Below are 24,240 nucleotides of genomic sequence, written 5' to 3'. Positions count from 1 at the left end.
CTGAGCAACATTCGAGAGTTCTTACTGGGATTTCTAGGCTTCTAAAGAAGTCTACAGTGTTTTTCCATAGTTCATTGTAGAGGGTCTTTGAGTCTTCTGGTTTACAAATTATTACCATTTCTTGTTTTTCAAATTGGTGGATTCTATAAACTCCCCTTTCTTCGATACCATGAGCTCCAACTTCTTTTCTAAAGCATGGTGAGTAGGATGTCATCTTGAGAGGCATTTTTTCTTCTTCTGTTATGGTGTTGATGAATTTACCAATCATGGAATGTTCGCTTGTTCCGATTAGGTATAGGTCTTCGCCCTCAATTTTATACATCATATCTTCCATTTCAGCAAAGCTCATTACGCCTGTAACTACGTCAGATCTTATCATAAATGGTGGGATGTAGTAGGTGTAGCCCCTGTCTATCATGAAGTCTCTCGCATAAGATAGGATGGCTGAGTGTAGTCTTGCTATATCTCCTCTTAGGTAGTAGAAGCCTGCCCCAGATGTTTCTCTTGCGGCATCAAGGTCAACTCCATCAAAGGATTCCATGATGTCTATGTGGTAAGGGATTTCGTAGTCAGGTACAAGAGGTTCACCAAATTTTTCGATTTCGACATTTTCTGTATCGTCTTTGCCTATTGGGACAGTATCGTCAATTATTTGAGGAATGACTTGCATTCTTTTTTTGACTTCTTGGGCAAATTCTTCTGTTTGAGCTTCTATATGGAGGAGCTTATCGTTTATTTCTTTTACCAACTTCTTGGCTTCTTCGGCAGCTTCCTTCTTGCCTTGACCCATAAGGGCTCCTATTTCCTTGCTGGTCTTGTTTCTTTGGCTTCTTAGATTGTCTCCTTCAGTTTTGAAGGATCTAAGTTTCTCGTCAAGGTCTAAGACTTCATCAACAAGTTTAAGTTTTTCTTCTTGGAATTTTTTCTTAATGTTTTCTTTAACCAATTCTGGATTTTCTCTAAGCAATTTAATATCAATCATAATTATTTCTCCTTTTTCCAATAAAAAAAGACCCGCCCAATTGGGACGAAGGTCTCGTGGTGCCACCCAAATTATACAAATTACTTTGCCTTAATTAATATATATGCTCAAAGCTAGATTCACTAGTTCCTTGCAAGAGATTTTCACCATCCATCTCCTCTCTATATGCCTTTCCTAGTTACTAGGGCTTATCAATGCACTATTAAATTTATATTTATTATACATTAAATAATTTTTTTCTCAAGACCGAGATATTATATGCAAATTTAAGGTCGTTGTGCTATAATAATTAGGTTAGGATGGATGAAATAATGATGAAAAATAGAAAAGTAAAAAAAGTAAAGTTCAATTATGTTACCATGCTCAAAGCAGTGAGTTTGTTGGCAGTTTCTACCTACCACTTATTTAGCCACAAGCTGCCTGGTGGATTTTTAGGTGTTATAATCTTTATGATTATATCTGGATTTTTCCTTGCCAAATCGTCGACAAGGACTTATGACCTAGTTGAATTTAGATATTTTATAGATAGAATCAAAAAAAGAATATTCAAGATAATTTCTCCTATGTGGTCTATTATCGCCATCTCCCTTTTTATTTCCTTGATTTTTGCTAGGGATATTTTTGATGATAGTGTGAGAAGCTCGCTTGCTACCATGTTTGCCTACGAAAATATCAGGGCGATCGTTAAGGGAATTTCATATTTTGATAGGTCGGGGAATTTTAATCTCTTTACCCACCTCTGGTATATAGCAGTCTACCTCCAATATATTGTAATATATTATGGTGCGGATTATCTTATTAATAAGTTTAGGCTAAATGGGGCTAGGCTTTATATATTTTTAGGTCTTAGTCTCTTATCAATCATTCTTAGCTACTACCTATCCTTTACTAAAGCTAGTGTGATTAGGATATATTATGGGACTGATGTAAGGCTTAGTGCATTTTTCTTGGGGTCAGTAACCTATCTCGCCTATGAAAAATGGGGAGATCTTATCGATAGACTTCCTAGGAAAAAAACTTGTTTGGCACTTTTAATCGCCATTGTCCTTCCCTTTTTCTTCATAGATGGAAAGAACTTGTGGGTTTATAGGACTTTTTTCCTAGTCTACCAGGTTCTTGTTTGCCTATTTTTGACCTTGATTTATAAGTCCGAAGTTGAAAATCCTATCAGATATAGGAACCAAAATCCTATATTTAGGTTTCTGATTTGGTTGGGAGATAGGTCCTACTACTACTACTTGTGGCAATATATAGTCCAAATTTTTATGGTCTACCTCTTTAGAAACAAGATTTCTTCAAAGACAATTTTCTACTTGGTGGAAGTTTTTAGTTTGGTTGTCCTAGCTGAGATTTCTTACAGCCTAAGGAGGATGAAGAAGGCATTCGTGGTTAGGAAGTTGGCTTTTGCCCTTGCCCTTGTTGGTATTTTGAATGCAACTTCCCTCATAATTGGTAATAAGAAAGAGGCTCAGATGGAAGAGTTCAAGAAACAATTTGCCAAAAATGAGGAGGAAATCAAGAAGAGAAACGAACAAGCCAAGAAAAATGCTCAGAGCCTTCCCCAAAAAGCAGAACCTCCAAAGGTTGAGGCTAAGAAAGAAGTTAAAAACAATGATGGGAAGTTTACAGAAAAAGCCTACGATGATTTTACCTTTACCGACAAGGAGAAAGAATATCTAAAGAATTTATCCATAACTGCTATCGGTGATTCGGTTCTTATAAATATTGATTCCTACCTAAGAGCCTTTGTCCCTAACCTCTACCTCGATGGACTTGTGGGTAGAAATATGTGGGATGGTCCCGACACCCTCAATAATGTCAAGGCAGTCAACGGACTCAACGATATTATCCTTGTTGTTCTCGGTTCTAATGGGTTCAAGTCAACTGACGATATGCAGGCTATTGTCGATGAAGCAGATGGCAGAGATGTGTATTTTGTAAATACTAGCCACCTCCAATCCTATATGGACCAAGTCAACGAGCAGATTAAGGACTTTACAGACAAAAATCCTAAGGCTCACTTGGTTGACTGGAGAGCTTTTATTAAGGACAAAGAAAATCTCTTGGCAGTTGACAAAGTTCATCCGAATGTTGAAGGAAGTGAGGACTTTGCCAAACTAGTTTGTAGAAAAATATTGAATGTAAATAAGGTCCTTCCATAAATCACCTTCCTCGGGCGAAAGCTTGGGGAAGTTTTTCTTTACTTATGGGGGAAATTTAGTTATAATTTTAATTGTCTATGAATTTATAGTCCTGATTTCACAAATTTTGGAGATACTGGATTAGATTTGTAGATAAAAATATGTTTCAAGCATCATTTGATGCAAAGAACGGTATCCTAGAGAACCGTATCAGGAGGTAATTATGAATAAACGAACAATCAGTAGTAGAAAGCTTGTTACGTCAGCCATGCTCGGTGCTATTACCATCGTGCTTAGTCTGACTCCACTCGGTCTTATCCCACTTGGGCTTATCAATGCGACAACCATGCACATTCCTGTTATTATCGGAGCTATTGCGGAAGGTCCTCTTGTAGGTGCCTTAGTTGGACTTATATTTGGTGTTTCTTCTTTGTTAAATGCTCTTATAAGAAACCCTAGTCCAGTGTCCTTTGTTTTTTACAACCCAATCATTTCAGTTCTTCCAAGAATTTTAATTGGAATCACATCTTACTATGCCTACAGGGCTTGTACAAAGATAAATAGTGATAAGCTAAAGGGACTTGCAAAAGTTTTGTGGTTTGCTATATCCATCGCCCTAGTTTACCTACTTATCAAAAATATAAGGGCAGGTAAGTCAACTATGAACATAATTTTTGTAGGAGTCTTGCTCCTTGTTGTTATTGGCTTATTTATATATTCGCAAAAATCTTCCAAAGGAGATTTCCCAATAGCTATTGGAGCTTTCGTTGGATCAATGACCAACACAATCCTAGTTTTGGGTGGAATTTATCTAATTTATGCTGAAATATATGTAACAACGTTAGGTATTCCTATGGATAGTGCAAGATCTGCCATCCTCGGTGTAACAATCACAAGTGGTATTCCTGAAGCAATCCTTTCAGTTATCCTTTCTACAGCTGTTATAAAAGCTATCAAATCATCAAGGAGATAAAAATGCTTCTAGCAATTGATATAGAAAATAGGCAAACGACCTTCGGAGTCTTTGATAAAGACGACTTTGTGGCGAACTTTTGTCTAGCTAGTAATAAAGACAGGTCAGCCAATGAGCTTGCCCTCATAATCAAGTCTTTAATAAGAGAGGCCAAGCTCAGTCCAAGTGCTATTGACGAAGTGATAATTTCATCAGTCGTTCCAGAACTTGATGAAACTTACAGGCAAGTAGCAAATCTGATTTCTGGTAAAGACCCATATTTTATTTCGCCAGGGCTAAAGATTGGCATAAATATCAAATACGATAATCCCAAGGACGTGGGAAGTGATAGGATAATAAGGGCTGTGGCAGGCAAAAAATTTGCCGAAGGAGATATAATAATAATCTCGGCTTCTGCTATAACAACTATCGACTATATCAATAGCAAAAAAGAATTTAAGGGTGGAATTATCATGCCAGGGGCAAAGCTCTTCCAAGAATCCCTAGCCAGAGAAAGTGCCAAACTCTACCAAGTAGAAATCCAAAAGTCCAAGCAAATTCTCGGAACTAGCACAACAAGTGCTATGCAAAGTGGCATATATTTCGCCTACCAAAAGGCAATCTCTGCCATAGTCGAAGAAATCATCAAGCAAAATGACCTTAACTCTGAAAGCACAAGGATAATAACCTGTGGAGAATTTTCTCATCTGCTCGATGATTTAAAATTCAAAACCCAACCTATCCCCCATTTGGGACTGTTGGGTCTTAAAGAAATTTATGATTTGAATACGAGGATTAAAAATAGATAAGTTAAAAGACGAGCTAGCTCGTCTTTTTTTGATTTAAAATTTTTAGATACATTTGGTTGATAAGTAGTTTTTAAAAATTAAGAATAATGCTATACATGGATTATTATGATTAGTGGTAGTCCTAGCATAAACTTTTTGTGCTTGGTCTTGTGGTGGATTAGATGCATGGTGAGATACATACTAAGGGATGCTCCGAGAATTCCGACAAGGAGGAGGACATTTTCCCTAATCCTTTTTCTCCTAAATTTCTTACTGGCGATTTTATCATAGGTTGTTAAAAATATAGCTAGAATATTTATTGTGAGTAGGTAGACTAATATTTCTCTTTTCATAAACTAGGATTTTCTTAAAGCCTTAAATGGCTTCCTTGCCTAGGACAGCTCTTATCGCCTTTTTGGGGATGCCTATATCTTCTACCAGGCACTTATCTCTCAGTCTTTTGATTTGATAGACTCCCTTTTTCATAACTTGCATACTCACTATAAGGTCGCTATCAATTATCTCGCCCCATTGTTTGCCTGTTGTCGCATCAAGACCTGATGGAAGGTCGATTGAAATGGTATATTTCATAGTCCTATTTATTAGGGATATGACAAAGGCCTCCACCCCTTGAATTGACCTATTTATACCAGTTCCAAAAATACCTTCAACAATTGTCGATACTTCTCCAAGATTTTTCTCCATTTGGTTGATATCTTCTATGGTTATTACTGGAAAAATTTTGTCGGTGAGTTTGACTAAGGACCTATAGTTTGCGATAAATTCGGGACTTGCCTTTTGGGCATCGCCAACTATATAAATCTCTACATACATATCCCTAGCTAGGAGGTTTCTTGCAAGGGCGAGACCATCTGCCCCATTGTTTCCACATCCAACTACTATGGCAAAGCTCGTTCTTACATCTAAATTTATGTTTTTCATGATGGCAAGACCAGCTCTTTCTACCAGACAAAGGGCTGGAACTTGCAGAACATTTATGGCGTAGGTGTCAATTCGTCTTATTTCATCTCTGTCAACTACTAGCATAGGCTACCTCAATCTCAAGTCCTCACCGAATATTTCATAAATCCTGCTATTGTTGCCCATTATCCTAGAAAAAATTCTTGGTCCATAAATTTCTTGGAGGGCTTCTTCGTCAAGGTTTGATGAAAATATTATCGGTTTTCCTGCGTTCATTCTCTCATTTACCACATCAAAAAGGTTGGATCTATCAGCTTGTCGGCTTGCTTCTGCCCCTAAATCGTCTATTATCAAGAGGTCTGAGTCAAAAATCAGCCTATACTTTTCTTCCAAGTTCTCCCTCCTATCTTCAAAGGCATAAAGGTAGTCATTTAGGAATTTGAAAAGTTTAGTTGAGGTCATGTAGACAACTGAGAAATTCCTATCCAAAATCTCCTTGGCTATGGAATTAATCAAGAAGGTCTTGCCCCTTCCAACATCTCCATAGATATAAATATTGCCTGTCTCGTAGGCAAAGTTGTTGACAAACTTTTTTACACCTCCGATAATGTATTTCATATTCTCATAGGGGCTTATCCCATAGGTCTTGTCCGTGTTTTTGGAGTATAAATTAATGTTGAAAGAATTAAAATTTTCCTCCATGATTTGGTTTTTGATGTTAGATTGGTCGTATTTTTGGTCAATTATCAATTGCTTCCTACAAGAGCACATCTTAGTTCCAACAAAACCTGTGTCCTTGCACACTTCATGGTGGTATTTGATCTCCATATAGTCTAGGTCAAAGCCATTTTTCCTTAGGAGTTGTTGCTTTTGCTGGGTAAGAAAGTCTATTTTTTCCTCGTAAGCCTTGCTAGTCTTACCACTTGCTATAAGTTTTAGAGTCGTAAATCCTATCTCTTTGATTTGCCTATCAAGAGCCTTGATTTGTGGAACTTTTTCATAAACTTCTGCAATTCTCTTCTCTTGACTTCTCTTATCTTCTTTTCTTCTTTGCTCAAGTATGGCGCTTGCCTTTTGACTAGGAGTCATTGTCTTCACCCCTTTGTTTTAGGATTTTGTTAAGCCTTTCTTCCTTTCTCCTTTGGATAAAAGAGGATATCTCAGAATTTTCTGCTTGATTTGTCGGTTGATTTTGGGAGGCCGGTCTTGGTCTTTTCCTATATTGACGAGGGGACTTATTTCTTAATAACTTATCTCTTTCTTCCTTCATTCTGAGGTCATTGAGGTTTGAGATATTCTGGTCTCGCCAAGTTTTTACAAAGCCCATAACATATTTTACATCAACATTTCCACTTACCTTAGCTTGTCTGAAGGCTTCTGTTACAAGTTCTGGGTCGCAATTATATTCGAGAATGGTTTCTTGAATCCTTGTTATATCGGCAGGTGTTAGGTTTCTGTCAATCATTGTTTCAATGTTGGTGAACATGATAGACTTTCTTTGAGCTAAATCGTAGGCTGCTTCACTAGAATTATCATCCTGACTATCGCCAAAATACATCTGTCTTAGGGAAACTATTTCTATGTAGTCCGTCCCATTATCTGCCCTTTTTTTCCTAAAAATACCCATGTTGACCCAAAAATCTACAGCCTTATCAAACTGGTCATCAGTAAAGCTTAATTGTCTTTTTATTTTTCCAGCATCTACCCTATGGTAATTATAGCAATCTTTGTAAATCAAAAGATAGACCTTAATTGCATCACCATCGGCCATTTGAACATAGGTATTCAAAAACATATTCTCTAGGGGAGTCGTTCCCATATCCAGTTTTAGATCTTGCATCTTAAAGTCCATAATAATCTTCCTTTGTAATTTTCATGGTCAGTATTTTTGAATATATGAGTCCTCCTCTATTTTCAAAATACCTTTCATCACAAGCTATATCTTGATTTTCAAATACTTCTCTGCTATATCCAGTTTCTTTAAAGCCACATTTAAGGTAGGAGTTAAGGGCTCTTTTATTAAAGAGATTGACATCTAGCAATACTTCCCTAAGCCTATAATCTTCAAATCCCTTAGCCAAGATTAGTCTAATAGATTCTGTCCCATAACCCATTGAAGTGTAGGCACTGTCAAAAACCACGCCAAGTTTAGCCCTCTTTGTTACAGGATTAATCTGCTTTAAACCAACAAAACCAATAAATTTGTCATCGTCAATTCTTTTGACTGCAAAGTACTTTTTTCTTGGTGTGGATATCGACCCATACCAGATTTTTATTTCAAAATCTGATAGCTTGGAATAGTTATATCCTACAAGCCTTGGATCATCAAAGTCTGTCCATTTTTTTACTTCACTAGCCGTCTTTTGACTCATCTTTTCTAAGTAAACTCTAGGCATTTTCTTCTCTTTGACTTAGGTCTCTGAAGGTGGTACATGGTTTATTAAAGAATAATTCAAGAGTTCCAGTAGACCCATTTCGGTGCTTGGCGACAATAAGCTTGGCAATATTAGGATTATCTTCCTCATCATAGTAGTCTTCTCTATATAAGAGCATTACAACATCTGCATCTTGCTCGATTGCCCCTGATTCTCTAAGGTCTGATAGGATTGGCTTGTGGTCAGACCTCTTGTCAGCCTCACGAGACAGTTGGGCTAGGGAAAGAATCGGACAATTTAATTCCTTGGATAGGGATTTAAGTCCTCTGGAGATTGATGCAATCTCATTTTGCCTATTTTCTTGCCTACCGTCAGCCTGCATGAGTTGAAGGTAGTCAATTACTACAAGGTCAATTCCTACTTCAGCCTTGAGTCTTTTTAGCTTACTTCTCATCTCAGATAGTGTAATGCCTGGAGTTTCGTCAACATAAATTTCTCTTGAGGTGATTTCTTTGGTTGCGTGGATTAGAAGCTTCCAATCTTCATCTCTAATCGAACCATTAATAATATTTTCAAGATTTACCATTGATACCATTGACAAAAGTCTTTGGTTTAATTGGTAGGTTGACATTTCTAGGGAGAAGAAGGCAACAGACTTGCCTACCTTGGCTGCATTCCACGCCATAGTAAGTCCTAGGGCAGTCTTACCCATAGCAGGTCTTGCTGCCAGAAGAATTAGCTGAGCTTGTTGGAGACCTGAAAGTTTGGTATCTACAATGCTTAGCCCAGTAGTAACTCCTGTAATACTTCCATCAGCAAGGGTTAGTTCATTTATCTTTTGGAGAGTTTCCTCCATAGTATCTGAAAGTCTCACAAGACCCTTGTTGTGGGTGTCTTGGGAGATTTCAAAAATTTTAGACTCTGCCGTTGATAGAATAGAGTCAATCTTACCATCATGCCTGTAGCTTAAATCGATAATATCCTCGCTCGCCCCTATAAGACTTCTTAGTATAGATTTTTCTTTGACTGATTTGGCATATGTATCGACGTTTGGAGTATAAAATGAGGAGAGGGTAATCTCAGTGATAAACTCCTCCCCTCCAACTTCTTGTAAAATATTTTCATTCTTTAGCTGGGATAATAGGGAAATCTCATCTACCTTAATGTCTTTTTCAAACATCTTTAGGATGGACTTGTATATCCTCTGCGTCCTAGAATCATAAAAGTCTACAGGTTTTATAATTTGATTAATACTATCAAAAGTTTCGTTTTTAGCTAGAATACTTCCGATTATAGCTTGCTCTGCTAAGAAGTCGTGTGGTAGGGACCTTGGGTCCTCAGTCATTATTCAGCCTCAGAAACTACGTTAACTTTAAGATTGGCGTTTACCCCTTCAAAAAGCTTAGCATTAAGGACAAATTCTCCGAGACCTGTTATTTTTTCTACACCTTCGATTTTTTTTCTATCTAGGTCGATGCCTTCTTCCTTGAGAGCTTGAGCTATATCCTTGTTGGTAACTGAACCAAATAATTTACCATCTTCTCCTGTTCTTACCTTCTTTGTAAGAGTTAGACCTTCAATTTTTTCCTTGATAGCCTCAGCTTTTTTTCTATTTTCGGCTTCTTCAGCTTTCATTTTATCTTGGAGCTTTTTAAGTTCAGCCATATTTTCCTTGGTAGCTTCTATGGCTTTGCCAGCTGGAATTAGGAAGTTTCTAAAATATCCTGTCTTGACATTTACAACTTCTCCCTTTTTACCAATACTTTTTACATCATCTGTTAGTATTACTTTCATTTTCTTCTTCCTCTCTTAAATATTCATTTATTGCTTTTCTTAACATATCTTCAGCATTTTCCATAGTCATGTCTAGTTGGGTTGCAGCTGCTGTTAGGTGGCCACCACCACCGATACGCTCTAGGATTAATTGTACCGATATATCTCCTAGGCTTCTACCTGATATGTGGATTTTGTGGTTGGAGATGGTAAGGACGAAACTCGCCTTAACTCCCTTTATGTTTAACAAATCATCAGCAGCCTGTGAAGCTATAAGCGTTGAGCCATCTATATCTCTCTTGAAGTGGGCTATGGCTATAAAATCATTAACAACAAATGAATCAGCTATAACTTCTGACTTATACTTAACTATCTCAAAGTCATCTTTGAACATTCTCTTTATATAGACTGAGTCAGCTCCCCATCTTTTTAGGATTGAGGCTGCCTCGAAAGTTCTTACCCCTGTTTGGTAGACAAAGTTTTTGGTATCTACTGTGATTCCTGCTAGGAGAGATTCTGCAACAGGAGTTCTTGCCTTAAAGTCTTCATCCAAGTAGGATAGAATTTCTGTTACAAGCTCTGATGCACTTGATGCATAAGGCTCGATATAAGAAATAGTCGCATTTGCTATATAATCTTTGCCACGTCTGTGGTGGTCAATGATGAAAATATTGTCCGACTTATCCAAAAGCTCTGGAGCTTCTGTAGAGTTTTTCCTATGGTTATCCGTTACAATTATCAGAGATTGAGGACTTATCTTATCTAAGGCCTCGCTTTCTGTCAGGATATTATCTTTAAGCTCTGTTAGCTCACTTGTTACTCTCTCATACATATTCTCAATAGGTCTTGTTACCTCATTAAGGACGATATAGACTTCCTTGCCCATATCGTAAGCACCCTCATAAATGCCTAAGGAAGAGCCAAAGGAATCCATGTCTGGATTATTATGACCCATAACATAAATGTCTGGAGATGATTGAATCATCCTCTTTAGAGCTTGAGATATGACCCTAGATCTAACCTTGCTGGTTTTTTCTATAGCCTTAGTCTTTCCTCCAAAGTATTCGTAGTTATCTTCAAGTTTGACTACTGCTTGGTCCCCTCCACGAGATAGGGCTATGTCAACCGCTTCTCTTGAGTCGGAATAAATATCGGAAGGCTTGGCTCCAGCTATGCCCACTCCTATAGAAAGAGTTGGAGGGAGAGTGTTCCCTTTTTCTATATTTCTAACCTCATCTAGGATAGCAAATTTTGAATCATAGATTGCCTTATAGTCTTGGTACTCACTAATCACCATGAATCTATCATTCTCATACTTTCTTATTATGCAATTATATTTTTTGAAATATTCATTTATAACCTTATCTATTTCTCCTAAAACTGCTGGTCTATCGACAGACTGGGTTGCATTTCTGATATCCTCGTAGTTGTCTATAAAAACTGAATAAAATACAAGCCTTTTATCTTTGAACAATTGCTTGATTGATTCATCGTAGGTGTTGTCAATTCCATAGAGGAAAGTTTGCGATTTACCAGTTTCTTGGTTGGTTATTGTTTGATAATAAAATTGCAAAACTTTTCCATCTATATTGATATTTTGGGGAAGTTTTAGTCCATCAACTTTGAAGTCAACTCCCTCGAAATCAGGAAGAAATTCTTCTATATCCCATCCTACCAGAGTTTTTTTCTCGAACAAATCTTTAAAATATGTGTTGTGCCATTTGATAGTCCTATCCTCTTCCAAAATAACAATAGGAAAGGGCATTTCAAAGACAACATTTTTTGTGATAATATCGAATGAAATATTCATATCATCCACATAAGCTTGGAGGTCTTTTAACTTGTTATGGTTAATATTTCTAAGAAAAAAGTACAAGACAAGAGATAAAATAAGACCAATAGTCCCAAATATTTGATTATAATAAAACAAAATTAGGGAAGCTAGGCAAGGCAGAGCAATTATAGCGATAATCTTATTATTTCCCACATACTCATCTTTGTTTTTCATATAGGCTCCTTTTTTTTCTTACATCTAATATTATATCAATAAATCCTAAGATTATGAATAACACTAGCAAGAATTGCAACAAAATTATTATGAAAAACCACTGAAACCCTCTTGATAGGGGGAGGTTTGACTTAGCGATTATATAATCATAGGCTGAGAATCCATTTAGGGCGAGAATTTCTATGATGATTAGCAAAATATTTATTTTTACATAGGTCAAATTCAACTTGCACATATAGGAGATGCAATAGATAAGGGCTAGCAATCCAATAATTACAAAAATATCTCCCTTTTCTATCCTAATTTCATTTATCCCGCTCAAGTCTTTAAATTTTCCTGTCTTAATGCTAGCATAATTTCTGATTAGTTTTAGACCAAAAAGTGAATAAATAAAGGATACTAAAGCGAGCATACTAGGATAAAGACTTAGACTTAGCTTATATACCTCCAAGGATAGCTTATAGTCCAAATTTTTCTCAAAAATCTCTTTAACTTCCCTAGCTAAAAGCTCAAGACTTACCCCTTCTTTTTGCATACCATAGGCATAAAGACCTATAAAAATTAAACTAAAAATTATAGCTCCCGTTATAATTTGTTTCTTATCACTTTTTATGTATTTGATTGCCAGATAAAAAACAAGGCTTATAAGAAAAAGCAAGCCAAAAAGTATCAGGCTATCAATAACATCCATATACAAAAAGCTCACGATAGCGGATGCCACAAATATCATAGCGAACCTAAAAAAGCTATTTGTAAATATATAGCTGGTGAAAAGAATAGGAATCATACCCAAACTTAGGATTGATATATCGGATGCGAATATCAAAATCCCCACCAAGGCTACCATAAAAACAGCTTCCATGAATCTATTTAACTTTTCATTAATTTCCATAAATTTCCTTTCACTTAACCTTTAAAAATAATTAAGCTATAAATATTTTACTTCTTCTTTCCTTATCCTCAATCTTATGAATCATCCATAATATTTAACAAATATTAGATAATTAATAAGATTTTGTGATGTACTTGCTCAAGTTTCTTCCCCTAGCTTTCCATAATTATTTGCTTAACTGTTATTTTATATAGCTATTAAGTATAATAATAGAACCAATACTAAAGAGGATTTTATGAATACAGATAATATTAAGGATTTTGATATATCAATAATATCAGACCCCCATGTTTTGGCAAGTAGCCTAATGGGGACAAGTGATAGTTTTATAAAAGAGCTGAAGGTCGAGAGAAAGCTTGTTGTTGAGAGTGAGGCCTTATTTAAAAGAGCTCTCGAAATTGTGGATAAGGCAAATAGCAATTATTTAATTCTTCCAGGCGACCTTGTTAAGGAAGGAGAGGCCGAATCTCACAAGCTAGTGGCTAAATACCTAAGGACTTGGCAGGAGAAAAATCCTAAGAGAAAGATTTTTATGATTCCTGGTAACCACGATATCAACAACCACAGATCCTACGATTACAAAAATGATAAGAAGGCTAAGAATGTTAGCCCAAAAGATTTTGAAGAAATCTATGATTTTATTTACAAGGATGATTCTATCTTAGAATTTTATAGGGATAGTGATATTTTTAAGTCTTATTTGGATAAGGTTAATAAGATTTATGCAAGAGATGAGAAGTATGCCTACTACGCTCATGGCTATTTTTCCTATGTGGCTAGGGTTAAAAAGGACTTTGCTAATGAAAATGGACTTTCTATCATAATGATAGATAGTTCAATTTATTCTGCCGATACAGAGGAAAAACACAGGGATGCTAGGGAAAACATAGCTGGTTCTATAGGTCTTGACCAAATCAGATGGATTGTCGATATGATTGACCAAGCAAAAAAAAGGAGGGATATGGTTATTCTTGTAGCCCACCATGCCCTTGTTCCTAATTTCAGAAATCAAGAACTTGCCTTTTCCCCTTTCATAATCAAAGAATGGCGAGAGGTTCAAAAAGATACTGACCCAAGAATTAATGGCAAAACTCCTATAGAAATTTTTGCTGATTGTGGGGTTAAGTTTATTTTTACTGGCCACCTTCATGAAAATGGTACTGCTAAATACACAAGTTCCTTGGGAAATACAATCTATGATATCCAAACTGGCTCTACCATAACCTACCCACTTCCTATAAGGCACATATTAATCGACAATAAAACTTCAACCGATGGGGGCTTTGATGTCTTTGTAAGTACAGAATTAATTGATAGATTCACCTACACAGACCATTTTGGCGAGGTTCATGAAGTTTGTGATGCAATCTACCACACCATGACCGACCAACTTAGCCTAAGGGATGTTATGCATAATTATATAAGGATTCAAGCCAATAATCCCAAGTTTCAAAAGCTAAATTTCAAGAAAGAAATAATAGATAGCCTTAGGGCAAAACTTGAAGTGGATATACCTTACACTAACTACATGAATGAAACCGTCTTTCCAAAAATTGCTGATAATTTTCCTATTTATAGTAGTTTTGTCGGAAGGATTTTGGTTAATAACTTAAACCACCACTACGAATTTAGGATAAAGGCTCTTGCCAACACTCTTTTCATCAAGGCTGAAAATATAGAAGATGCAATTGATAATATCCTAAATCAAGCAGAAAAAATATTGACCCCTAATTTTGTGATTTCTGCCATGGATAAAATTACGAACAAGGTTTTTGCTATGCCTATAGATGATGAGGGTCATAGCTTCTACGACTTTGCCAACTATATCTACCAATATAAGTCGACCAATCCTCAAGAAAAGCCTGCCTATGTTCAAAAAATGATAGATAATATAAACAACCCCTCATATGATATAGAAACAACAATCCTTGATTATGCCAAGGACGAGATTAATGAAATTTTCGACAAGCTTACCGAGAATATAAGGCTTGAAAAAGATGGTTCTAGTAAGAAATTTTTTGAAGCCTTGGTTCAGACTAAGGGCTTTCCAGTAAATGTTGCCTACAAATATATGATTAAAAAAGTGAGCACTTTCAAAGATCTTCTCAATTTCTTCTCACGATTTATCACCAAGAAATCAGAAATAACAGGTGTTGACCTAGCCAAAACTCTAGTTAAAACAAAGTTTGTCAGAAGAACAAAAACGGATATTTCAAATATGATGTTCGGGCAAGGCTCACTTAGGTACTTTATCCTAGGACTTATCGGTGAAATAAACCAAGAAATAACAACCATATACCAAAATCCAGACTTAAACGAAGTCGATCACTATTTTAACTATATAGAATACGACGATAGGAAAAATAGCTAAAAAATTCCTCCAGCCCAAAGTTTAAATTCACTTATAGGCTGGAGGTTTTTTATGGTCTAATATTCATAATCATCATGGTGAAGGATTGGGTCTTGGGTAAAGTTAATACCAAGTTTTCTTAACATAGTTCTTTGGTTATCCTTCAATATTGTTGTTGAGTGAGAATCTAACCTCCTAAGTTTTCCGATTTGTTCTATTGCCATGTGGCTTAGGGGATTGGTTGTTGCAGAAATTGACAAGGCTATCAACATCTCGTTGATTGATAGGGATGTTTCTTGCCCACCCAAGGATTCCGTCTTTAATTTGGATACTGGCTCGATTATGTGAGGAGAAATCAACAAAATCTCGTCATCTAATTTTCCAAGTTTCTTGAGCACATTGAGGATGCAAGCTGCCGGAGCTGATAGTAAATCGCTCTTCTTGCCAGTGATTATTTCTCCATCGGCAAGTTTTATAGCAAAAGCTTCTTTCCCACAAGCCTTAGCTTTTTCTCTCGCCTTGATAGCTACTAGCCTATCCAAAGGACTAATTTCAAGTTGACTCATGAGCATCTCAATCTTTTCAAGAGCATGGTAAGATTCTTTAGCATATTTATAATCGACAAGAGTATTATAATATCTTCTGATTATCTCTTCCTTACTTGCAGCATAGGAAGCTTCCTTATCCTCTATACAGTAGCCTGCCATATTTACCCCCATATCTGTTGGGGACTTGTAAGGACAGCTTCCCATGATTTTTTCAAACATTTTCTTTAAAATTGGAAAGGCCTCAACATCTCTGTTATAGTTTACAGCAAGCTCGCCATAAGCATCAAGGTGGTAAGGGTCAATCATGTTTACATCATCAAGGTCGGCAGTTGCGGCCTCGTACGCCATATTTACAGGATGTTTGAGGGCTATATTCCAAATAGGGAAAGTCTCAAACTTAGCGTAGCCAGCATTAATTCCTGCCTCATGGTCTAGGTACATTTGGGATAGGCAAGTTGCCATCTTACCAGAACCTGGACCTGGAGCTGTGATTACTACAAGGGGTCTTGTTGTTTGTAATCGCTCATTTTTCCCAAAACCATCCTTAGAAATTATGTGGTCAATATTGTTTGGATATCCGTCAATCTCATAGGTCTTATAGTTTGGAATATTTAAGTTGTCTAGATACTTAGAATATTTTACTGCCTTGGTTTGGTTAGCAAATTGGGTTATGATTATTCCGCTTACATAGAATCCGAATTTTTCGAAGGCTTCTTTAAGTCTTAAAGTTTCAACATCATAAGGAGTTTCATTGTCCCCCCTCATCTTGTTGTTTTCGATATCATTGGCATTGATTACAATAATTATTTCTGCCTGATCTTTAAGATTTAGGAGCATCCTCAACTTAGAATCTGGCAAAAATCCTGGAAGTACCCTTGATGCATGCTCATCATCAAAGAGTTTTCCACCAAATTCTAGGTAAAGTTTATCAAATCTTTGGATTCTTTCAAGTATTTTTTCCGACTGTAACTTCAAATATTTATCATTATTAAACGCTAATTTCATACTTACCTCCAATCACATTTTAGTATTATACCAAGAAATCTACCACAAAAAAAGTGAATTTTATAATTTTTTTCTAAAAATATTTTCCTAAACAAATCTTCCCTTAATGGCTTTATCAAGCCTTTCTAAGGCTTGCTCTATTACCTCTCTTGGACATGCTAGGTTAATTCTTTCAAACCCTTCTCCATCTTTTCCAAAAAGATATCCTTCATCTAAGAAAAGTTCTGCTTCATTGATCATAAAATCTTCTAGGTCCTTATAGGATAAGCCCAAAGCTCTAAAATCTATCCATTGGAGGTAGGTGCCTTCAAGTGGATAGACTTTGATTTGTGGGTAGGTCTTATTGAAAAAATCTTTTACATATTTATGGTTTCCATTAATTACTTCAATACATTCATCAAGCCAAGTTTCACAAGTTGAATAGACGAGCTTGTTTGCTACAAAACCAAGACTTGTAAAAGGAATTTGAGCAGTCGACCTAAGACCTTCCACAAATTTCTCCCTAAGCTCCTTGCTTTTTATGATAACATTAGAAATTCCCATCCCTGCGATATTAAAGGACTTGCTTGGTGCAGTCATAGTTATAGTTCTTTGGCTTAAAGCTTCATCTATGGTTTGGAAAACTGTGTGCGTGTAACCTGGCATTATCAAATCAAAGTGAATCTCATCAGATATAAGGATTAAGTCATTTTTTAGTATTATATCTTTTAATTTTTCGAGTTCCTCTCTCTTCCATACCCTTGCCACAGGATTGTGAGGTGAGCAGAATAATAAAACCCTATTGCTAGTTTTCTTAGCCAGTGCTTCAAACAATTCAAAGTCAATTTCATAAGTACCATTCTCATTTATTAGAGGGCAGGCAACTACTTTTCTATTTTGCAAATTTATTGCCTTATAGAAGGGATAATAGACTGGGGTAAATATTATTATTCCGTCATTTTCTTCAGTCAAAGTATTTATTGCATTAAATATAGCTGGAACTACCCCTCCTGTGTTTACAATCCATTCTTTCTCTACATCAAAATCATGGCGATTTTTCATCCAAGTAATTACAGCTTCATAGAAACTATCATCTGCCACAGTATAACCTAAGATAGCCTCATCAAGATATGTCTTCAATCCTTCTATCAATTCTCTAGGATGAACAAATTCCATATCCGCAACCGAGAGAGGAATTATACCTTCTCTTACTTTCTTGTTCTTATTTTCCATATCAAGCCACTTGGCTGAGCCTGTATTTCTCCTATCTACTCTACTTACAAAATCATATTTCATAAAATCTCCTATATAAAAAGAGATGGATATCCCATCTCTCTTCTACTCATCTTCCATGGCTTCCCAGCCATCTGTTTTATATTCATTTCCTTCTTTGTCTATCCAAAAAACTTCCACCTTATTCTCCTTGGCCTTCTTGAGTCCTTGTTCATGGTCTATGATAAAAAAGTAAGTAGATAGGGTATCTGCTAGAGAAATACTATCTGCTTTTACAGAAACAGACTTCCACTTATCAGATGGATACATTGTTTCTGGATCTATGATATGGTGGTAATTCTTTCCATTAACTGTGAAAAATCTTTGGTAGTCCCCACTTGTTACTACAGAAGTATTCTTTACAGAAACAACTGATGAATATGGGTTGTCCTTATCTTCCAAAAATGGATTTTGGACAGCTATCTTCCAATTGCCCGTGCTTGAATTTGGGTTATCTCCCATTATCACATCATCCCCACCTACAGATAAAATGCCTCTGGTAAAGCCGTTTTCCTTTAGGTGGTTGGCCATTTTTTCTGTAGCAAAGCCCTTACCTATAGCTCCTATATCTATTTGAACGTTTGGATCATTTATATAGACTGTAGACTTATCCTTGTCAATTTCTATAGCATCAATGTTTTTGTGCTTGCTTTTAGCGACCAATTCCTTTTCTGGAGGTAGGGCTGCCTTGTCAGGATTGTCAATAGACATCTCCCTATACTCATGCCACAAACCCAAAAGAGAACCCATGGCTATATTTATAGTCCCATCTGTAAGCTCATACATCTTTTTAGAATACTCAACAAGCTCAATTATTTCAGGATCTACCTTAACAGGCTCAATTCCAGCCTTATCATTTATGGTTTTGAAGTTATTAACGCCTTCGAATGAGTCGTAGGAATTATAAAGCTTGTGGTATCTCGCTAAATCTTTTTCAAGAAGATCGCAGGCCTTCTCAAAGCCTTCCTTATCATCTGAGTAGGTTAAATAAGTTGTAACTGTATCAAAATAGTCGTAGTAAGTCTTATCTAATTTCTCTAAAGCTTGACCTTGGTCGGTACTTCCTTCTGCACTATTTTCTTCTTTTTGCTCATCTTTATTGGTTGATTTATCCTCAGCCTGGCTAACTTGGTCAGTATTTGTAAGCTTTCCATTATCTTCTTTGCCACAAGATGCCAATAGCAAAACTATAGCCAGTGGATAAAATATTTTCTTCATTCTCATAATCTATTTATATTAATTGTCTCCATATCTTTATTTATTGGGATTTGCTCATCGAGAGCCCAATTTAGTAATATATCTGCTGCTGCCTTATCTCTAAAGTCATTCCATTCACCTTCAAGACCTTGTTCATAAACGGTATCCAAAAATTCTTCTCTTGGAGCAATTCCTTCATAACTATCAAGAAAATTATCTCTTTGATGTCTTTCTAGGTTTGCAACAAAGGCTTCCCTTAGGGCTTGCTCGTCAAGCTCATCTGCTGTTGGCAAAAGCACAAAATTCTCAACATCTTGGTCTATATCTATATAACTTTTCTCAATATCTTCTGGTGTTTGAATTTCTTGGTTAATCCTAATAAAATCTAGGCTTTCTGTATTCAACCACATATTTTTAAGATATGAATCTTCATCTATCAAGGTCCATTTTTCAACAAGCCATGATAGGTTGATTGGTTTTTTAACGCTCATAAGTTTTTATTTTTAGTACTACCGCCTCATATTCCCAAAGCTCAAGCACTAAGTTATTTCCTTTCTCTATTTTTATATTTCTCTTCTCCCACCTGCTTCCTCCATAGGACTCAGCAAGAGAATCTATTACTTCAACGAACTCCAAATCTTCATCATAGTAGATTGGATAGGCATTTTTGTAAGTATTGGTCATATTCATAACCACCAAAAATCTATCTTCCCCAGACCTTCTCTCATAGGCAAAAACAGAATTGTAATTATCGTCAACAACCTTCCATACAAAGCCATCCTCATCAAAATCTTTAGCAAAAAATGCTTCTTCACTTTTATAAAGCAAATTCAATTCCCTGACAAATCTATTGAAAGAATCGTGAACAGGGAATTTTAAGATATCCCAATTTATAGACCCATTTTCATTCCACTCATCAAAGGTAGCTATATCATTTCCCATAAAGTTTAATTTCTTACCAGGATGGGTCATTTGGTAGGTATAAAGAAGTTTTAATTGTTTGAACCTCTCCTCATAGGACCCATTCATCTTGTTAATCATCGCCTTTTTTAGGTGGACAACTTCGTCATGGCTTAGGGGTAAGACAAATCTTTCATTGTAAAAATAAAACATTGAGAAAGTTATCTTTTGTTGGTGGTCTATCCTATTGTAGGAATCGGTCTTAAAATACCTTAGGGTATCGTTCATCCAACCTAAATCCCACTTATAATCAAAACCCAAGCCTCCGTCTTCGACCTTTTTCGTTACATTAGGAAAATCTGATGAATCTTCAGCGATAAGCATTACATCAGGATGGGCCTTTGAGATTGTTTCATTGAGGTCTTTGATAAAATAAATATTGTCATGGTGAACTCCACGATTTTTATTACCATTGTAATGAATCATGTAGCTAACTGCATCAATCCTTATACCATCAAAATGGAAATTTTCTATCCAATAGGTAAAAGCTGATTTCATAAAGCTTCTTACATGGCCCTTGGAATAATCGAAGTTGTTTGAGCCCCATTCAGAATATTTTAAATCAGTATAAATTGATTCATACATACCTGTTCCATCAAAGTGGTTTAGTCCATAATAGTCTGAGGCAAAATGGACGGCAACCATATCAAGGATAACCCCAATGCCATTTTGGTGGAGGATATCCACAAATTTCTTTAGGTCAACTGGACTTCCAAACCTTGAACTTGTTGCGAAAAATCCAGTGGATTGGTAACCCCAAGATGGGTAGTAAGGATATTCTGTAATTGGCATAATCTCTATATGGGTGTAGTTCATTTTCTTGACATAAGAAACGAGTTTATCGACTATATCTAAGAAATTCACCTTATCTCCATACCTTAGCCAAGAGCCTATGTGGATTTCATAAATATTTAGGGGCTTGTCGAAATTTTTTGACCTATTTTCTATAAATTCTTGGTCATGAAATTCGTAAGAGTCATCAGTAATTATACTCGCAAAGTCGCCTTCCTTGTCCATGGCTTTGGCAAAAGGATCGGTCTTTTCTACAAAATTTCCCCAATGATTTACCACATACTTGTAATAATCTCCAACCTTCGCCTTTAGCTTTATAAAAAAATAACCATACTCGACATTTTTGGTCATTGGCAAGTTCTGCCATCTCGTAAAATCGCCCTTAATATAAACTTCATCGGCATTTGGTGCAAGAACTCTGAAGATGTATTCACCATCATCACTTTTTTGTGCTCCCCAAATATCAGCTCCCATGCTAGAGTGGCCATTCAAATAATTTTCAATGAAACTGTGGTCAGTTTCCATTATATTAACCTTCATTTTCTTCCTCAATTAAATGTTTAATGTGTCTTTTTAAAATCTGAATCCCCTTTAGGTTTCTAGCTCCTCTTGGGATTATGATATCTGCGTATTTCTTGCTTGGCTCAATATAAGTTTCATGCATCGGTTTTACTTGACCAATGTATTGGGTTAGGACAGATTCTAGACTTCTTCCTCTTTCCTTAGTATCTCTTAGGATTCTCCTTTGAAGTCTTACATCACTATCTGCATCAACGAAGACTTTGGTATCAGTAATTGATCTGATTTTTTCGTCATATAAGACCAAGATTCCTTCTATCAAGATGATTTTTGTAGGCTTAACCCTTATAGTCTTTGAACTTCTAGTGTGCATATTATAATCATAAGTCGGCATATCAATTTCCCTGCCTGCTAGAAGTTTTATAAGGTCCTTGTAGAATAGGTCATTGTCAAAGGCTCCAGGATAATCATAATTCAAGGTCTTTCTTTGCTCAAAACTAATATCATCATGAGCCTTGTAATAATTATCATGACCGATAACGGTTAAATCGTCCTTAAAATATCCTTCAATTTCTCTTACTATAGAGCTTTTACCACTGGCAGACCCACCAGCTATAGCCACAATCTTTATTTGGCTCATAGTTTTATCTCGTTAACTATATTCCCATCCAAATATTGGTAGAGGTTGTCAAAAACAATCTTTGCCCTAATTTCCATAGCTTCCTTGGTATAGTAGGCAACATGGTTGGTCAAAATAACATTTTTAGCATTTCTTAGAGGATAAGCTTCTGGAAGTGGTGGTTCCATATCAAAAACATCAATTCCAGCCCTCAATTTATCTGCATTTAATAGTTCTGCTAGGTAGTCATTATCCACAACTGCTCCCCTAGCACAGTTTATCAAAACTGCATTTTCTTTCATCATATCAAGTTCTTTTTTGCCTAGAAAATGCTTGGTTTCTTTGTTATTTGGAATGTGAAGGGATACAAGGTTGGAGTTTTTCAAAAGATAGTCAAGACTTACATATTCCACATTCTTAGCCTTGATTTCTTCCTTTTCAGTCCTTGAGTAGGCAATTATTTTACATCCAAAAACTTGAAGAAGGTCAATTAGTTTTGAGCCAATATTTCCAGTTCCTATGATACCAAAAGTCTTACCTTTGATTAGTTCTCCAAGTAGGTAATTATTTCCCCCACAGAAAATATTAGCCCTATTTTGGTTAAACTTTCTCAAAACTCCTATGGCAAGTCCTAGGACAAGTTCAGCTACAGAATCATCAGAATATCCACTAGCATTTTCTACAAGGATTCCTCTTTCCTTGCAACAATCAAGATCTACATGGTCAACCCCTGTGAAGGCAACATCAATTAGCTTTAAGTTACAAGCTTCAATAACCTTACGATTAAGGGGTTTGTTGGTTATCATTGCTACATCAGAATCTTTGAGTCTAGCTATTTTTTCTTCATCATTACTTGCGGATTTGTCAAAATAAACAAATTCATGACCCATATTTGCCAAATTTTTCTTATGGTCTTGAAGTATTTTTTGATCAACTTCCAATGAATCTATAAGACTAATTTTCATTCATAACTCCTTTATACCTATTAATATCGTTTACTTGATATTATTATACTCTTTTTACTAATATTTGGATAATAAATTCACTTTGACTATTTATAAACTATCCTTGCTTAGATCTTCATATTATGATAAGTTATTAGTATAAGTAGAAAGGAAGTAAGATGGCAGTAGGAATAGCTTTTACAGATGGTAAATGTATAGAAGCACTACATTATTATTGTAATGTTTTCGGTATAGAAGAACCTAAAAAGATAATTAGATATAGTGATTTTGAGAAATTCAATCACCCGAAAGAAATAAAAAATAGAATTTATAACTCATACATAGATATCTATGGTAACCGTATTTATTTATACGATGTTACTAATGATAGGATTATTCAAAATGGTAATAATGTAAGGATTGTCATAGAAACAAGTTCAGACAACCTCTATAGGGCCTACATGAACTTTAGAAAAGACTCCACCATAACTATGGAGCCTCAAAAAATTAATAAGAAATTATTTACAACCTTGGTAGATAAGTATAATATTTCTTGGCAATTCATAGCCGAAATCAAAGAATAAATCTTTAGGATTTGTTCTTTTTCTTTTGCCTTAAATACCTAAAGAAGGTCTGGAGCTCATAAAGACTCTCTTCTTCCATTAGTCCAAATTCAGCATCTAGGAAATGTAGTTGAGATCTATCCCCTGTAATATTTGTATTTGAACCACAAGCTCCCCTCTTTATATCCTTTAGTCCAATAACAAGCCTGTCAATTCTTGAATTTATGATTGCTCCCGCACACATGGAACAAGGCTCCATAGTTACATACATACTACATTCTTCTAGTCTAAAGTCATCCATATAGAAACTGGCTTCTTTTATCGCCATAATTTCTGCATGTTTTAGGGCAGACTTACCCTTGTAAGTGTAATTGTGACCTCTCCCAATAATTTTACCCTTATAAACGATTACAGCTCCCACAGGGACTTCCTCTACAAATCTAGCAAGTCTTGCCTCGTTGATGGCTTCTTGCATGAAAAAATAATCCATTTTTGTAAATTCTTTCTCAAACTTTTCCACTATTATTCTCCCAGTTTTTTCCATAAAAATAGACTGTTGTTGCCAACAGCCTTTGCTTGGTGTACCGAAGAGGATTCGAACCTCCGACACCCGCCTTAGGAGGGCGGTGCTCTATCCAGCTGAGCTACCGATACATATGA

Annotated in this window: 23 protein-coding genes and 1 tRNA gene; 5 read left to right on the top strand and 19 right to left on the bottom strand. The window is 36.0% G+C overall.

The features are described from left to right. A partial coding sequence (locus Q0W95_RS02205; RefSeq protein ID WP_297789439.1) for an aminoacyl--tRNA ligase-related protein occupies nucleotides 1–982 on the bottom strand: 982 nt, incomplete at its 3' end. Between the two features lie 314 nt (nucleotides 983–1,296). On the opposite strand from Q0W95_RS02205, the gene Q0W95_RS02200 reads away from it, so the two are divergent. From Q0W95_RS02200 to Q0W95_RS02190, 3 genes are all read left to right on the top strand, one after another. Continuing rightward, nucleotides 1,297–3,144 carry an acyltransferase family protein gene (locus Q0W95_RS02200; RefSeq protein ID WP_297789436.1) on the top strand — a complete coding sequence of 616 codons (1,848 nt, stop codon included), beginning with the start codon at nucleotides 1,297–1,299 and terminating at the stop codon, nucleotides 3,142–3,144. A 202-nt stretch (nucleotides 3,145–3,346) separates the two neighbouring features. Further along, complete coding sequence (locus Q0W95_RS02195; protein ID WP_297789433.1) at nucleotides 3,347–4,096, top strand: ECF transporter S component; 750 nt, start codon at nucleotides 3,347–3,349, stop codon at nucleotides 4,094–4,096. Nucleotides 4,097–4,098: 2 nt separating this feature from the next. Further along, nucleotides 4,099–4,884 (top strand): type III pantothenate kinase, encoded by a 786-nt coding sequence (locus Q0W95_RS02190; protein ID WP_297789430.1) that lies wholly within the window; start codon nucleotides 4,099–4,101, stop codon nucleotides 4,882–4,884. Between the two features lie 89 nt (nucleotides 4,885–4,973). Here the strand turns inward: Q0W95_RS02190 and Q0W95_RS02185 are convergent, their stop codons facing one another. Genes Q0W95_RS02185 through Q0W95_RS02145 form a run of 9 tightly spaced genes read right to left on the bottom strand, consistent with a single transcriptional unit; the run spans nucleotide 4,974 to nucleotide 12,832 of the window. Further along, the gene (locus Q0W95_RS02185) at nucleotides 4,974–5,216 is read right to left on the bottom strand and encodes a DUF1294 domain-containing protein (RefSeq protein ID WP_297789428.1); all 243 of its coding nucleotides are present in this window, start codon (nucleotides 5,214–5,216) and stop codon (nucleotides 4,974–4,976) included. Nucleotides 5,217–5,238: 22 nt separating this feature from the next. Next, complete coding sequence (locus Q0W95_RS02180) at nucleotides 5,239–5,910, bottom strand: NAD(P)H-hydrate epimerase (RefSeq protein WP_297789426.1); 672 nt, start codon at nucleotides 5,908–5,910, stop codon at nucleotides 5,239–5,241. 3 nt (nucleotides 5,911–5,913) lie between these two features. Then, entirely contained in the window at nucleotides 5,914–6,873 is a 960-nt protein-coding gene (locus Q0W95_RS02175; RefSeq protein ID WP_297789424.1) for an ATP-binding protein, read from the bottom strand. Beyond that, nucleotides 6,863–7,636, bottom strand: coding sequence for a DnaD domain protein (locus tag Q0W95_RS02170; RefSeq protein ID WP_297789420.1), 774 nt, complete (start codon nucleotides 7,634–7,636; stop codon nucleotides 6,863–6,865). Before Q0W95_RS02170 ends, Q0W95_RS02175 begins: the two co-directional genes overlap by 11 nt. After that, nucleotides 7,626–8,180 (bottom strand): GNAT family protein, encoded by a 555-nt coding sequence (locus Q0W95_RS02165; RefSeq protein ID WP_297789417.1) that lies wholly within the window; start codon nucleotides 8,178–8,180, stop codon nucleotides 7,626–7,628. Before Q0W95_RS02165 ends, Q0W95_RS02170 begins: the two co-directional genes overlap by 11 nt. Next, a complete protein-coding gene (dnaB, locus tag Q0W95_RS02160) occupies nucleotides 8,173–9,504 on the bottom strand; it encodes a replicative DNA helicase (protein ID WP_297789414.1) in 1,332 nt (443 codons plus the stop codon). The genes Q0W95_RS02165 and dnaB overlap by 8 nt, the downstream gene beginning before the upstream one ends. After that, nucleotides 9,504–9,953 (bottom strand): 50S ribosomal protein L9, encoded by a 450-nt coding sequence (gene rplI, locus Q0W95_RS02155; RefSeq protein ID WP_297789412.1) that lies wholly within the window; start codon nucleotides 9,951–9,953, stop codon nucleotides 9,504–9,506. The genes dnaB and rplI overlap by 1 nt, the downstream gene beginning before the upstream one ends. Then, on the bottom strand, nucleotides 9,931–11,940 hold the full coding sequence (locus Q0W95_RS02150) for a DHH family phosphoesterase (protein WP_297789408.1): 2,010 nt from the start codon (nucleotides 11,938–11,940) through the stop codon (nucleotides 9,931–9,933). Before Q0W95_RS02150 ends, rplI begins: the two co-directional genes overlap by 23 nt. Beyond that, nucleotides 11,924–12,832 carry a DUF2232 domain-containing protein gene (locus Q0W95_RS02145; RefSeq protein WP_297789405.1) on the bottom strand — a complete coding sequence of 303 codons (909 nt, stop codon included), beginning with the start codon at nucleotides 12,830–12,832 and terminating at the stop codon, nucleotides 11,924–11,926. Before Q0W95_RS02145 ends, Q0W95_RS02150 begins: the two co-directional genes overlap by 17 nt. Nucleotides 12,833–13,067: 235 nt before the next feature. On the opposite strand from Q0W95_RS02145, the gene Q0W95_RS02140 reads away from it, so the two are divergent. Continuing rightward, a complete protein-coding gene (locus Q0W95_RS02140) occupies nucleotides 13,068–15,203 on the top strand; it encodes a metallophosphoesterase (RefSeq protein WP_297789402.1) in 2,136 nt (711 codons plus the stop codon). Nucleotides 15,204–15,259: 56 nt separating this feature from the next. Here the strand turns inward: Q0W95_RS02140 and Q0W95_RS02135 are convergent, their stop codons facing one another. The 7 genes from Q0W95_RS02135 to Q0W95_RS02105 form a co-directional block, all read right to left on the bottom strand. Beyond that, nucleotides 15,260–16,735, bottom strand: a complete 1,476-nt coding sequence (locus Q0W95_RS02135; RefSeq protein ID WP_297789399.1) for a DUF1846 domain-containing protein — start codon at nucleotides 16,733–16,735, stop codon at nucleotides 15,260–15,262. A gap of 87 nt (nucleotides 16,736–16,822) precedes the next feature. Further along, nucleotides 16,823–18,010 (bottom strand): MalY/PatB family protein, encoded by a 1,188-nt coding sequence (locus Q0W95_RS02130; protein ID WP_297789396.1) that lies wholly within the window; start codon nucleotides 18,008–18,010, stop codon nucleotides 16,823–16,825. 42 nt (nucleotides 18,011–18,052) lie between these two features. Continuing rightward, nucleotides 18,053–19,204 (bottom strand): FAD:protein FMN transferase, encoded by a 1,152-nt coding sequence (locus Q0W95_RS02125; RefSeq protein ID WP_297789392.1) that lies wholly within the window; start codon nucleotides 19,202–19,204, stop codon nucleotides 18,053–18,055. A 2-nt stretch (nucleotides 19,205–19,206) separates the two neighbouring features. After that, on the bottom strand, nucleotides 19,207–19,674 hold the full coding sequence (locus Q0W95_RS02120; protein WP_297789389.1) for a UPF0158 family protein: 468 nt from the start codon (nucleotides 19,672–19,674) through the stop codon (nucleotides 19,207–19,209). Beyond that, entirely contained in the window at nucleotides 19,664–21,475 is a 1,812-nt protein-coding gene (glgB, locus tag Q0W95_RS02115; protein WP_297789386.1) for a 1,4-alpha-glucan branching protein GlgB, read from the bottom strand. The genes Q0W95_RS02120 and glgB overlap by 11 nt, the downstream gene beginning before the upstream one ends. Beyond that, the gene (gene udk / locus Q0W95_RS02110) at nucleotides 21,465–22,094 is read right to left on the bottom strand and encodes a uridine kinase (RefSeq protein WP_297789381.1); all 630 of its coding nucleotides are present in this window, start codon (nucleotides 22,092–22,094) and stop codon (nucleotides 21,465–21,467) included. The genes glgB and udk overlap by 11 nt, the downstream gene beginning before the upstream one ends. After that, complete coding sequence (locus tag Q0W95_RS02105; protein WP_297789378.1) at nucleotides 22,091–23,038, bottom strand: NAD(P)-dependent oxidoreductase; 948 nt, start codon at nucleotides 23,036–23,038, stop codon at nucleotides 22,091–22,093. The genes udk and Q0W95_RS02105 overlap by 4 nt, the downstream gene beginning before the upstream one ends. A gap of 158 nt (nucleotides 23,039–23,196) precedes the next feature. Between Q0W95_RS02105 and Q0W95_RS02100 the strand changes: the two genes are divergently transcribed. Beyond that, nucleotides 23,197–23,601 (top strand): hypothetical protein, encoded by a 405-nt coding sequence (locus Q0W95_RS02100; protein ID WP_297789375.1) that lies wholly within the window; start codon nucleotides 23,197–23,199, stop codon nucleotides 23,599–23,601. 4 nt (nucleotides 23,602–23,605) lie between these two features. On the opposite strand, the gene Q0W95_RS02095 is transcribed toward Q0W95_RS02100, so the two are convergent. Next, entirely contained in the window at nucleotides 23,606–24,070 is a 465-nt protein-coding gene (locus tag Q0W95_RS02095) for a nucleoside deaminase (RefSeq protein WP_297789448.1), read from the bottom strand. Nucleotides 24,071–24,157: 87 nt separating this feature from the next. Further along, nucleotides 24,158–24,234: transfer RNA gene (locus tag Q0W95_RS02090), tRNA-Arg, on the bottom strand. Nucleotides 24,235–24,240: the final 6 nt, after the last annotated feature.

The organism is uncultured Anaerococcus sp., assembly GCF_947253225.1.
GTDB lineage: Bacteria > Bacillota > Clostridia > Tissierellales > Peptoniphilaceae > Anaerococcus.
Note: the sequence above shows the minus strand (reverse complement) of the source record. Positions and strands in the feature narration are given on the sequence as shown.